A 12,264-nucleotide genomic window follows, 5' to 3' on the forward strand; every position below is an offset into this window, starting at 1 on the left:
AGCTGGGCTTTTTTCATTCTAAACAATAGATATTGGTTTAAGTCACAGCTATTTACTGAGTACCTTTCCTCTTCAATGACAAAAGTAACTTACGCATCATCGCGCCACCTAACAGCATCGCCAGCCAATACCAACCCATTGAACCACCTGTCTTTTTGATGGTTGGATCTTCCACCAAGCTTAACTCTTTAATTTCATTACTATAAGCAAAGTTCTTAATGGTCACTCTGTCATGCCCTGCAGAACCCACCTCATCTTTGCTGTACGCAATCATGAAGCTATTGTCTTTAGCTCTCGCCATTGGCAATTCAACAGTCCCAGATAATAGCCCCGCAAACGCGCTGACTTCAAAGCCGTTAATGTAGATCTCCATATAGTCATGCTTTTCTTCAGAAAATACGCTGAGATCCAAAGACACGGTACCAGCGGGGATCCCGTCGACAATGAATGCCGTGGACTTGTTATTAGCAATATCTGGTGAAGCTATCGTATTCCCTTCTACATCCCAAGCTTCTGTGCTGTAGACAGCATTCTTAGGTATCGTGACGAGTGCATTCACCGTATCAGAAACCTCATTAGCGCCAATAGCATGTGCCTTTGATGTCACTACACCCGCTAGTGAGTCGGTTGACACCTTGATACCAAAATCATGTTTACCCACTGAGTCTATGTTGTAGCTTACAACCACATCACACCCTTCATTCGGTGATAACGTCGCACAACTATTGCTCTTTATAATCGCACTACCATTGTAGGTTATAGGATCGTTTGTACCAGCAGCCAAAGATACGTTGGTTACGTTAATCTCTTGATCAGATTTGTTCGTAAATTCAAACTTGTGTTCAATCGGTCCCAAAGGTCGAGCGCCTAGCATCACCTTAGTTTGGTAGCTAAAGCCTGCCGTCTTCTTACCTATCCAGTCAGCAAAGTGGCTTATGTTGGTGTAGACACCGTATGCCTCTGGCTGAGCGCAACCTTCTCCCCAACTCACAAGACCTAACTGTTCGTAGTGACCATTGGTAGATATCATGATTGGGCCACCGCTATCCCCGCTACATGAATCGCGGCCGCCTTCTTTGTAACCGGCACAAAAAGCATCAGCGCCAATATCTGAATATCCATCTCCTTGACCAAGGTTACAGTCTCTCTGACTAACTAACGGAACATTCACTTGATGCAACTGGCTCGTAGATGAGTATTGCTCTTCTGATGAATTCTGATCACCCCAACCTATGACGGTTAACATCTGACCTGCATTCAAGTTATCACGAACATAACCATCGACAAGACTGACGGTAGGTTCCGCAGGTTTTTCGCTAAGCTCAATAATGGCGATGTCATTACTCGCAGGCTCTTGAGTATAACTTTCATGAGCATATATTTGCTCAACAGAATAGCGGTGCTGCTCTACGTCGGGCGAAGAAAGATCAGAGACACCAATGACAACCTCAAAATCTTGGTTGCTGCTTGCTTCGATACAGTGCGCTGCTGTGAGTACATATCGCTCACCAATGAAACTTGCACCGCAGAACTGCCCTTCGTAGGCATCCACATTTTTTGAAACAAGCGCGACCATAAATGGCCAGCTACCTTTTGCTGCTTCGTTACCATTGATAATTTGAGGAGAAATATCTGCCAACACTGGCATTGAGGAGAGGCCAACCGCATAAATACTTAATGGCAGCCATTTTGTCTGGATAACTTTCATTACCTAACCTTTCATTTGTTTTAACAATGACGGGCAGGTTATTTGATAAAAAATAAATATAAACGGTAAGCACATCAAAATATGGCTTACCTTGAAAACGTAACGGATATTATTGGTGGCTAACTCATCACCGCCACAAAATTAATCAGACCCAACGTCTAACCTTTTGTTTGTAATCAACATATTCGGCACCGAATAATTGCTCTAGCGCTCGCTCTTCTGGTTTGATTTGGAACTGATTCATGTAGATAACAAAAGCAAAACTCAGCAAGACGCTGAAAATATTCTGGAAGAAATAACCAAAGCAGAACAGTAAAATGAAAAGGCCTAAATACATTGGGTTTCTCGTGTATCCAAAAACCCCGCTATCAACGACGGTAGAGGCGGTTTCGACTTTAATTGGATTAACGGTCGTTTTCTGTTTTCGAAACTCCCAAACACCAGCTAATCCAATAACGCCGCTCAAAACGATTCCGACACCAAGAATGATGAACTTAAACGGCATCCCGATCGCGCCTGTACTCAACTGTTGCGCACTGAAATAAGAGGCGACTAAAACCAATATAAACAGAGCAACTGGTGGGACTTTCAACTCAAGAAATTTCATAGCTTTCCTTATTAACAATTCCATTGTTAGTTTAGAAAAAAGCCCAGCAATTGCTGGGCTAAATAGTTTAAAGAATTTGTGCGAGTGCCTGTAATGGGTGGGCGAGCTTCTCACCTTCAAAACGCTTAACTTGGCTACGGCAAGAGTATCCGGTAGCTAAACAGCGCTCTTTTGGTAAGTCTTGCATCCTTGGCTTCCAACTTAAACCGTAGATGTCTTTCGACATTTGTAACTTATCGACTTCATGTCCGAACGTCCCCGCCATGCCACAACAGCCTACAGGTACGCTAGTAAGGGCTGCTCCAAAGTGTTGGAAGATAGCGCCCCACTCTTTTTCAGCATTTGGCATCTTGGTTTTCTCGGTACAGTGAGAAAATAAATACCACATCTCTTCACTTGCAGAGCGCGCTTCATAGTCACCGAGCGATGGTAATAACCATTCATGAACAGTGAGCACATCAAAGTCACCACGCTTATCCGCTAAGATCTCGACATATTCGTCGCGATAGCAAAGTACCAAAGCTGGATCCACACCCACGAGTGGAATACCAATATCTGCGACCATCGACAAGAAATCAGAAGTGGATTTCGCCTCGCGCGCAAAACGACTTAAGAAGCCCTTGATGTGCAGCGCCTTACCATTTGGTTTAAACGGCAGTAGCACTGGTGTTTTGCCAAGCTTTTGAGCCAGAGTGACGAAGTCTTCAACCACCTCTGCATCATAGAAGCTGGTAAACGGGTCTTGAACGATCAACACGTGCTGTTTCTTCTCTTCCGAAGAGAGCCCTTCTAAGTATTGAATATCAAAAAGTTGCAGCTCTTTGCTTGCCAGACGATTTTTGAGCGTAGGCACCGACATCAGTGGTGCATCGACATAACCGACTGTTTTCGCTGTTGCAGATTGAACCCACTTTTGCCCCAATGCAGCATTAACGACCTTTGGCGCTTTCGCCATTAGTGGCAGCATGGTTTCAATGTTAGCCACCAAGTAATCTTTCGCTGGTCGTTGATAGCGTGAGTAATAGATATTTAAGAATCGTGAGCGGAAACTTGGTACATCAACTTTGATTGGACATTGGCTCGCACACGCTTTACATGCAAGACAACCATTCATCGCTTCATGTACTTCGTGCGAGAAATCGTACTCGTGGCGTTTGTTCATGGTGTTACGAACGCGCTCAACCATAGTTTTGACCGGAGTATCATCTTTAAGCGCTTCTTGCTCTAAATCGAGAATATCCACGCCTTGCTCAGTTAGCTGACGTAACCACTCTCTGACTAAACCAGCACGACCTTTTGGTGAATGGCGACGGTCAGCAGTGACTTTCATAGAAGGACACATTGGTGAGCTCGTGTCGTAGTTAAAGCATAAGCCGTTGCCGTTACACTCCATCGCTTGCTTAAAGCTGTCGCGCACTTGAACATCTATCTGGCGATCATAAAAGCCACGTTTAGTGCCGGTCACTTTCACCAACTCAGCGTCACTTTCTAAAGGCGTACAGATCTTGCCTGGGTTCATCTTGTTGTGTGGGTCGAATGCTGCTTTCACACGTCTTAATTCGGTAAACAGTTCTTCACCGAAGAAATCAGGACCGTACTCAGAACGGAAGCCTTTACCATGCTCGCCCCACATTAAGCCGCCATATTTCGCCACCAGCTTAACTACTTCATCAGATACTTCGTGCATCAAGGCTTCTTGCATAGGGTCACATAGATCAAGTGCCGGACGAACGTGTAGAACACCCGCATCAACGTGACCAAACATGCCATAATTTAGATCTTTCGAATCAAGCAGCACTCTAAATTCAGCGATGAAGTCAGCCAAGTTTTCAGGTGGTACACAAGTGTCTTCAGCGAAAGCGACCGGCTTAGCACGACCTTTCGCCGCACCTAATAAGCCTACTGCTTTTTTACGCATGTTGTAGATTCGACCAATACTCGCCAAATCACTGCACACTTGGAAGCCAATCACACCCGCTTCTTCGCTTTCAACCATGGTTTCAAGTTTTGCGGTCAGCGCTTGAACTTGCTGTTCAACTTCCGCTTCATCTTGGCCTGCAAACTCAACCATATTGATGCCAAGCATCTCTTTGTTAGGAACATCCGTCAGTAGGTCACTCACGGTGTGCCAAACAATATCTTGCTTCGCTAAGTTCAATACTCTTGAATCCACCGTCTCTACAGAAAGAGCCTTGGCTTCAACCATGAACGGCGCGTTACGCAGCGCAGAATCAAATGTGTTGTATTTCACGTTAACCAAAGTGCGCGCTTTCGGGATTGGGGTTAGATTTAGCTTTGCTTCAGTAATGAAGGCTAAAGAGCCTTCTGCGCCACATAACACGCGAGTAAGGTCAAAACTGTCATCGTCATCATTGATAGCATTCTTGAGATCGTAGCCCGTCAAGAAGCGGTTCAATGGTGGGAATTTATCGAGGATTTGAGCGCGTTTTTCACGACATACCGCTTCGGTTACCGCAAGCGCATGATGCGCAAACTCGCCCTCTTCCGGTAAACCATGTGATAAATCAGATTCTAAGCACGAACCATCGGCGAATACCGCTTGCAAAGACAACACGTGATCAGACGTTTTACCGTACTTCAATGACCCTTGGCCTGATGCATCAGTATTGATCATGCCACCCAGTGTTGCTCGGTTACTTGTTGAAAGATCTGGAGAGAAAAAGTAACCGTAAGGGCGAACCGCATCGTTCAATTGGTCTTTAACGATGCCCGACTGAACTCGTACCCAACCTTCCTTCTCATTAATTTCCAGAACCTGATTCATGTAGCGTGATAAATCAACCACAACCCCTTTAGTTAAGGATTGTCCATTGGTTCCGGTACCGCCACCACGAGGAGAAAAAGTTACGCGTTCATAAGCAGATTTAGAACCCACTTTACCGATAAGCACAACGTCGTGTGTTGTTTTGGGAAGAATGACAGCTTGGGGCAATTGCTGATAGACACTGTTATCAGTCGCGACCGCCAAACGGCTAGAATATTGAGATTCAATGTCGCCAGTAAAGCCCGCTGTTTTTAGTTCATCTAAAAAGCGTACAACAACTGGATCGACATCAGCATTGAGTTGAAGTCTTGGTAACATTTGCTTCCTGCCCCTACTTCGCTGATCCTATCAGCATTGGGTTATCTGAGATTTTTAATAATTTTCTTTGAATTTCGTCACTTTACTACTATTAAGATCATATAAAAAGGTGATCAAATCAGAATCTCAGTGCAAGAATGGAGAAATAGTCACTTTCGTCTTAATTCAGTAACAATATATTGAATAACATTTTGTTTAAGACATCTCCACGAGCACATCAAAATGAAAAAAAATAAAACAGTCACCACTGAAGATATTCTTCTTAAGCTATGCCAATCAGTCTCAAGCGTACTTACATCAGCAACGGCTTCTCAGGTGTCCTATTCAGCCATGGTTCAAAAGATCAATAAGACAAGCCTAAAGCCAGATTTTGGCTGCTTCGTTCTATTTGACGGCGGCTTTTCTGGTCTTGTTGTTATCAATTTTACGTCCAAAGCCGCATTAGAGATCTACACCAATTACATGCGTAACATGGGCATGCCGGAAAATGAACTGGCTGTGCTACATACATCTGATGAAGTGGGTGACGTACTAGGTGAATTAATGAACCAGCTAGTTGGTGACTTCACTAATAAGATCCGCAAAGAGCTGCAAACCAACATCACTCAAAACCAACCGAAAATGCTGGCACTGAACAAGCAAGTAAACCTTTCTGTTGATACCAATCTCGATCGTCCACAAGCGCGTCGTGTGACCTTCTCAACTGAAAACAACAATATCTTCTACCTTGAGTTGGCTATGGACAAAACAGAGTTCATCCAATTAGAAGAATTTGAGATTGCAGAAGACGAGTGTCCAGACAGCATTCTTGAAGCAACTCAGAAAAAGATGCAGGAAGGTAATAAGCCAACACAAAGCTCAGGCAATGATTCAGCAGCCGATCTGCTTGATGAACTGGGTATCTAGTTTGCGAATCCTCTAGTCATTACCAAAAACCCTGTCACTAACGCCATCTATCTTCTTGATGGCGTTTTTGTTTATGCTCCAAAGTCCGTTTTGCTTAATTAATTGTTACGAACCCAACTCGCCCACTGAGTGAGTTTTGCTTTCTGTTACCCGCCAAAACATGTAAAATGTCGGACTTTTCAAAATTTGCGGTAATGATTAAGTAGTCGATGGATAAGAAAAAAGCCCTAAAGAAAATAGCTAAGTGTCTTGAGCTTGGTAATTCTGCTAACGTCAATGAAGCTGCCAATGCAATCAAAATGGCGCATAACTTGATGCTGAAATATGGTCTCGAAAAAGACGATATTGAATTTATCAAGATGGGCAAGACTCAATCCACGCACCTATTACCCGCAAATATCAGCTCAACACTGCTGCGTGTTATTCGTGGTATCAACACTAAATTTGGCGTAGAAGCTGTACTGCTGAACCATAAAGGTCTCAAGCGTGTAGAGTTCATCGGTGAAGCCGATCGTGCCATCTTTGCAGCCTTTGCTTTCGATATCATCTATCGTGAACTGAATGAACATACTGGCCAATTCCGCAACAGCTTTGCGGGGTCTGGTACGGGTACATTAGAAGTAACCCGTCGCGTGAATTCCTTTGTATCAGGTTGGGTTGAAGGTGCGCTTGAAAAACTACCGACGATCACACCAGACGACGAGTCGAACAACAAAATCAATAACTACATCGATAAAGAGTTCAAAAATATCGACCGCGAAACCTTCAAACAACAACTTAAAGAGGCGATGAAAAATCTCACCGCTGATTACGAAGTTGGCTTGAAGAAAGGCCGTAAATTGTCTGTTAATCGACCAGTTGCTGGGGCACAGGCACCTAAAAAGATATCTAAATCATAGAGCCGCTTTACATTGCTTCAGCGTATTGATAAAAACCATCAATAGGACCTACAGGACTATATGTTTGTCATTCGTAATCCATACGTTTGACAGAAGTACATGATGGAGAAAATACGTTGAAAAAAATCACACTAGCCCTAGCGATTACTGTCGCACTTACGGGTTGTCAGGCAACTCAACGCCAAAACGCTACTACTGGCGAATCTGAGACTAACTCTGCAACTCAAGGCGCTCTAATTGGTGCAATCGCTGGTGCCGTTGCTGGTGCTGCTACCGGTGACTCTAAAGACCGTGGTAAACGTGCTCTTATTGGTGCTGCCGGCGGTGCTGCTGTTGGCGGTGGTATTGGTTACTACTTTGACCGACAAGAAGCGGCACTTCGTGAAGAACTGATGAACTCAGGTGTTCAGGTAGAGCGTGTTGGCGAAAACCAACTTCTACTTCGCCTTGAAAACGGCATTGGTTTCGATTCTGGTTCTTACGCGCTTGAATCAAGCATTCACAACACACTTCGTGGTGTTGCACGTATCCTAGTTGAATACCCAGACACTAGCCTAGTAATCGAAGGTCACACTGACAGTACTGGCAGTGAGTCGACGAACCAAATCCTTTCTGAGCGCCGTGCTGAATCTGTTCGTGCATTTTTGATCTCTCAAGACGTAGCGGCAGGCCGTGCCATTGCTCGTGGTAACGGCGAACGTTACCCACTATGCGACAACAACACGTCTCAAGGCCGTGCTTGTAACCGCCGTGTAGAGATTCAAATCTTGCCACTTAAGTAGCACGATTAAAGCCCAGTCTCCTTTATCTATTGAAATAACCGCTATATAGTTGCTTGTCTGTGGTATGGCTGATTCAAAGCTGTACGACTTTACTATTCACTACATAGCGTCTTGATACTGATATCGGCACTGGGCTTTTTACGAGACTTATCTTTTGCTTATCCTATCCAACTTTCTAACATCATCGCCCCTGAGAACACTGCTTCTAGCCCTTGTTTTATTGCTTTCCTCCCTCGCCCACGCGGCAAATAACAGTGAAGAACGTAGCGCAGCAGATCCATCACCTAAAGACTCGGCATCACAATATCAATTAGCACAAGCGTATGAATTAGGGATAGGCGTCTCTAAAAACATCGATGACGCATTCTATTGGTATTCACAATCCGCGGAAAACGGCAATGCAGATGCACAGTTCAGATTGGCTGAGCTTTACTTGGCCGGAACGGGTGGTGAGCCCGATAACAAATTAGCCTTGGAATGGTTTATCAAAACCGCATTGCAAGGGAACAAGCGAGCGACACTAGAAATCGCCAAGCTCTACGAATCTTCCCCAGAACACGAGCTACTCAGCCCACTAGACTCCGCACAACTTTGGTATGAAGCAGCGTTGCCAAACAACCCAGACGCGGAAGATGGCTACAACCGTGTTCTTGAAGCACAGTTCAACCAACAACGTGCAAAACAGATCTCTTCAATCGAACAGCTCGACGAGGGTATCGGCTCTGAAATAGACAACAGTCAGGGAGCATCTCAGCAAATGCAATCTAACCAAGTGCAATCTAACCTCTCCAGTTCTAACCTCTTCAGCTCTAACCTAAGTGGCTCTGACTATATGATTGGTACGGCATTGGCGTTACTGATTGTTATCGTGAGTATCAGCGCGACTTTGGTGATCTCGCGAAAAAGAGAGATTCTGAAATCGAGTGACTTGGGAACGCAGAAGCAGGCACTCGAAGCGCAACTGAGCGAGAAGAACCGCGCCATTAAGCAGCAAAAACGTCAATTGCAGACCATGTTCAACGAATTGAAGAAACAAAAAGGCCAAAAAAGTTCGAACAATTTACAGTTAGCCTGTGCACTATTTGGCTACACGCCAAGCTCTCTTCCTAGTCAGAAAAGTATTAAGGTGAGATATAAACAACTATCAAAGATTTACCACCCTGATGGTCAGGGATGTGACGAAGAAATGAAACGTTTGAACAGTGCGCTAAAAACGATCTTACAAAGTGTTACAAAATCGTAAACAACTACACACCTTTATCTTTCCATCTCACAGAGATATCGATTTTATTAGTGTTGCAATCGATCACCTTCTCAAAAACGAGTAACAAACTATTAACTAATAGGTCTCTGTTGTGTCATAATTTGCGCCGAAAATACACCTGACTTAAACAGGTGAGGAGAGAATATGTTCACAATAGAAGGCGTTTGTGATTGGTGCAAAAAGCCAAGCCTAGTAAAAAAGCACGACTACCTAGATGGTAAGTGCCATCATGCATGTAAAGATTGCAATGATATCGCGACCATGGATGTTCGCCAGTTCAATATTGGTGAGATGGAAATGAGAGCAAAACTCTCCCAAGCAACACTGAGATAAGCTACACCATTGAAATATAAGAAAGCGCCTTAGGCGCTTTTTTTGTGCCCAGCGTTTATCTTCTTATCTTCTTATCTTCTTATCTTCTATACAGGTGTATACGCTGGTTTTTACAGAAAACTACTGTATACACCTGTATAAAGCTCACACTTTTTTCCATTTTTGAGAAAAACGGAAAAATCATTCAAATTTAATTTATCAATTAATTTCATAGACTTATAAGCACAAACTTCATTTCACTCTAAGAAATCGTCCAATAATCCCGCAAAAAGCGCTTGATCTTATAAGCAACAAAAACTACTGTATACACATACAGCATGTATATAAGGACAGCAAAATGATTCAAGCACACGTTAAAGCACAACACTCTAGCCCGCTAATTCACGGCGCATTTGCATCAGCTTCTCGCTCAGCTCATCATTCAACTGATGAAGCGTTATTTGCAAAAATGGCGTTGCTGTCCAATCAACATCAATGGCTACTATTTACGGCTCAAACGCCAAGACCATCCGCTAAGCAGCTGCAGAAGCATAACGTATGCTGCGACCGCGTTATTCACATGAAAGCTTCTCACCAAATGACCGAAGCTGAAACAGTAGAGAAAGCGATCCGCTCTAAGAATGCGAGTGCGATCGTTGCTAGCGCATCAATTGATCAATTTAGCCAACAGTACTTAAGAACATTAGGTATGCGCTTCCAGTGTGAGGTTTTCTTCATGGATGCCAACTCAGAGCGCATTCACTAAACAACATAGCGCTACTAGATAGCTCTGTAATATAGTCCAAATATACTGCCTTCCCCTGCCCTACATTTCGCCTTAAATTTGGTGGATAGTTAGGCAGGGGTTTTTATTTGATTAGCAGATTTAGCAAACGTTTGCTTTTTCTCTGGAAGCAAACGTTAGATTGGGTATAATGCCCGTCTAATCATGTGCACATTGCACTTCTCTGTATGACGTTTGATAAAAGATAGGAATGTCTAAATGAGCCTCGCTGATCAAGTTCTTGCCGTAAATGATGACCTCCCAATCCGCACTGATAAACCTGTCCACAGTGGCAAGGTTCGTTCGGTTTACTGGTTAACTGAAGAAGATAGCCAACGACTAATTAAAGAGAAAGGCTACGACGTAGCACCTGATGCTCCGTTAGCTATCATGGTGATCAGTGACCGTATCTCTGCATTTGATTGTATCTGGCGTGGTGAAGGCAACCTGAAAGGTGTTCCTGGTAAAGGCGCTGCGCTTAATGCTATATCTAACCATTGGTTCAAGCTTTTTAAAGACAACGGTCTTGCTGACAGCCATATTCTTGATATCCCTCACCCATTCGTATGGATTGTACAAAAAGCTCGCCCAGTAATGATTGAGGCGATTTGTCGTCAGTACATCACAGGTTCTATGTGGCGTGCGTACGCACATGGTGAGCGTGAATTCTGTGGTATCGAAATGCCTGAAGGTCTAGAGAAAGACAAGAAACTACCAGAGCTTCTTATCACTCCTTCAACTAAAGGTATTTTGAAAGGCATTCCTGGTGTACCAGAAGCGGACGATGTAAACATCACGCGTCAGAACATCCAAGATAACTTTGCAGCATTTAACTTCTCACAAGAGAGCGATATCGCGCACTACGAGAAGCTATTGAAAGAAGGCTTTAACGTCATCAGTGACGCGTTAGAGAAAGTAGACCAAACCTTCGTTGATACCAAGTTTGAGTTTGGTTACGTGAACGATGCACAAGGCAAAGAGAAGCTTATCTACATGGACGAAGTAGGCACACCTGACTCATCTCGTATCTGGGATACAGAGCAATACAACAATGGCAACATCGTTGAAAACTCAAAAGAAGGTTTCCGTCAGTTCCTACTTAACTACTTCCCTGATGCCGATATTCTGCTGAATAAAGAGCGTATGCCAGAGCGTGAAGCGCTAGCGCGTGACAATGAATTGCCATTGGATGCCCTGATGTCTCTTTCGCGCACTTACCTTGATATCGCAGCAAAGATTACTGGCGCTGAGATTGTACTGAGCGAAAACCCTAAACAAGAGATCATCGACGTATTGCGTGCTGACTACGGGCTAATCGATTAATCATCTTGTTGATTTAAACACCGTTACGATACAAAAAGGGCCTCAATATTGAGGCCCTTTTTACATATAATTTCAGTCTTGTTTGAGCATCGCTCTCACTGGTACAAGGCTTACAGTCGAATAGTAAATTCTTCTCCAGTATTACCTGCAATCACTAAATGACTACGCGATTCGATGTATTCGATCTGCTCTTCTTCAAGAGAATATGGCATCACTACTTTGAGCTCATTGATGCCTTCTAATTTGGCAAGCTTAAGCAAAGTAACGATGTTCGATTCATCACTCTTACGTGTAGACATCGATTTTAGTGCCATTTGCCATAAGCGATCTTCTGGGCTTGCTAGCTCTTTGATGCTGTCTCGCCAAACGGTACTGAACACTGGAGCGATAGTGGTAAGTGCTTCCAGAAAAGTCCATTTTTTACTGCACGAGGCGCCAAGAAAAGTTGTGTAATCAAACTCTACACGCGTCTCTTTCTGATTATCCATGATGTCCCCCGACACTTTGGCAACACAATATACTCAATATCTATCAACTCTTTCTTTATAGCAATAGGATATAGAAGAATGGTCTTTT

At 43.8% G+C, this 12,264-nt stretch carries 11 protein-coding genes; 7 read left to right on the top strand and 4 right to left on the bottom strand.

The window, feature by feature from the left end:
• Window positions 1-52 precede the first annotated feature (52 nt).
• The 3 genes from OCV52_RS09215 to ydiJ all read right to left on the bottom strand — a co-directional run bounded on the left by OCV52_RS09215 (window position 53) and on the right by ydiJ (window position 5,418).
• A complete protein-coding gene (locus OCV52_RS09215; protein WP_137408585.1) occupies window positions 53-1,708 on the bottom strand; it encodes a trypsin-like serine protease in 1,656 nt (551 codons plus the stop codon).
• A 145-nt stretch (window positions 1,709-1,853) separates the two neighbouring features.
• The gene (locus tag OCV52_RS09220) at window positions 1,854-2,315 is read right to left on the bottom strand and encodes a methyltransferase family protein (protein WP_063522195.1); all 462 of its coding nucleotides are present in this window, start codon (window positions 2,313-2,315) and stop codon (window positions 1,854-1,856) included.
• 67 nt (window positions 2,316-2,382) lie between these two features.
• On the bottom strand, window positions 2,383-5,418 hold the full coding sequence (gene ydiJ, locus OCV52_RS09225; RefSeq protein WP_137408586.1) for a D-2-hydroxyglutarate dehydrogenase YdiJ: 3,036 nt from the start codon (window positions 5,416-5,418) through the stop codon (window positions 2,383-2,385).
• Window positions 5,419-5,640: 222 nt separating this feature from the next.
• Here ydiJ and OCV52_RS09230 point away from each other — a divergent pair, with 222 nt between their 5' ends.
• From OCV52_RS09230 to OCV52_RS09260, 7 genes are all read left to right on the top strand, one after another.
• Window positions 5,641-6,324 (top strand): DUF3334 family protein, encoded by a 684-nt coding sequence (locus OCV52_RS09230; RefSeq protein ID WP_008223007.1) that lies wholly within the window; start codon window positions 5,641-5,643, stop codon window positions 6,322-6,324.
• Between the two features lie 209 nt (window positions 6,325-6,533).
• Window positions 6,534-7,223: a DUF2786 domain-containing protein gene (locus OCV52_RS09235; RefSeq protein ID WP_061032746.1), complete on the top strand. Its 690-nt coding sequence runs from the start codon at window positions 6,534-6,536 to the stop codon at window positions 7,221-7,223.
• A 116-nt stretch (window positions 7,224-7,339) separates the two neighbouring features.
• Window positions 7,340-8,005, top strand: coding sequence for an OmpA family protein (locus OCV52_RS09240; RefSeq protein ID WP_137408587.1), 666 nt, complete (start codon window positions 7,340-7,342; stop codon window positions 8,003-8,005).
• Window positions 8,006-8,159: 154 nt separating this feature from the next.
• Window positions 8,160-9,248 carry a J domain-containing protein gene (locus OCV52_RS09245; RefSeq protein WP_137408588.1) on the top strand — a complete coding sequence of 363 codons (1,089 nt, stop codon included), beginning with the start codon at window positions 8,160-8,162 and terminating at the stop codon, window positions 9,246-9,248.
• A gap of 165 nt (window positions 9,249-9,413) precedes the next feature.
• Window positions 9,414-9,602, top strand: a complete 189-nt coding sequence (locus OCV52_RS09250) for a hypothetical protein (protein WP_004738475.1) — start codon at window positions 9,414-9,416, stop codon at window positions 9,600-9,602.
• Window positions 9,603-9,939: 337 nt separating this feature from the next.
• Window positions 9,940-10,347 carry a SulA-like leucine-rich domain-containing protein gene (locus OCV52_RS09255; protein ID WP_061032749.1) on the top strand — a complete coding sequence of 136 codons (408 nt, stop codon included), beginning with the start codon at window positions 9,940-9,942 and terminating at the stop codon, window positions 10,345-10,347.
• Window positions 10,348-10,584: 237 nt separating this feature from the next.
• On the top strand, window positions 10,585-11,688 hold the full coding sequence (locus OCV52_RS09260) for a phosphoribosylaminoimidazolesuccinocarboxamide synthase (RefSeq protein ID WP_137408589.1): 1,104 nt from the start codon (window positions 10,585-10,587) through the stop codon (window positions 11,686-11,688).
• Between the two features lie 110 nt (window positions 11,689-11,798).
• Here OCV52_RS09260 and OCV52_RS09265 read toward each other — a convergent pair whose 3' ends face one another.
• Window positions 11,799-12,176 (bottom strand): hypothetical protein, encoded by a 378-nt coding sequence (locus OCV52_RS09265; RefSeq protein WP_004738481.1) that lies wholly within the window; start codon window positions 12,174-12,176, stop codon window positions 11,799-11,801.
• Between the last annotated feature and the right edge of the window lie 88 nt (window positions 12,177-12,264).

The sequence above is a fragment of the Vibrio chagasii genome (assembly GCF_024347355.1).
Taxonomy (GTDB): Bacteria; Pseudomonadota; Gammaproteobacteria; order Enterobacterales; family Vibrionaceae; genus Vibrio; species Vibrio chagasii.

Bases quoted from the DNA above. Each gene is read 5' to 3' on its own strand.
- ydiJ (WP_137408586.1), bottom strand. From the start codon at position 5,418: ATGTTACCAAGACTTCAACTCAATGCTGATGTCGATCCAGTTGTTGTA.
- OCV52_RS09250 (WP_004738475.1), top strand. From the start codon at position 9,414: ATGTTCACAATAGAAGGCGTTTGTGATTGGTGCAAAAAGCCAAGCCTA.
- OCV52_RS09235 (WP_061032746.1), top strand. From the start codon at position 6,534: ATGGATAAGAAAAAAGCCCTAAAGAAAATAGCTAAGTGTCTTGAGCTT.
- OCV52_RS09260 (WP_137408589.1), top strand. From the start codon at position 10,585: ATGAGCCTCGCTGATCAAGTTCTTGCCGTAAATGATGACCTCCCAATC.
- OCV52_RS09255 (WP_061032749.1), top strand. From the start codon at position 9,940: ATGATTCAAGCACACGTTAAAGCACAACACTCTAGCCCGCTAATTCAC.
- OCV52_RS09215 (WP_137408585.1), bottom strand. From the start codon at position 1,708: ATGAAAGTTATCCAGACAAAATGGCTGCCATTAAGTATTTATGCGGTT.
- OCV52_RS09230 (WP_008223007.1), top strand. From the start codon at position 5,641: ATGAAAAAAAATAAAACAGTCACCACTGAAGATATTCTTCTTAAGCTA.
- OCV52_RS09265 (WP_004738481.1), bottom strand. From the start codon at position 12,176: ATGGATAATCAGAAAGAGACGCGTGTAGAGTTTGATTACACAACTTTT.
- OCV52_RS09220 (WP_063522195.1), bottom strand. From the start codon at position 2,315: ATGAAATTTCTTGAGTTGAAAGTCCCACCAGTTGCTCTGTTTATATTG.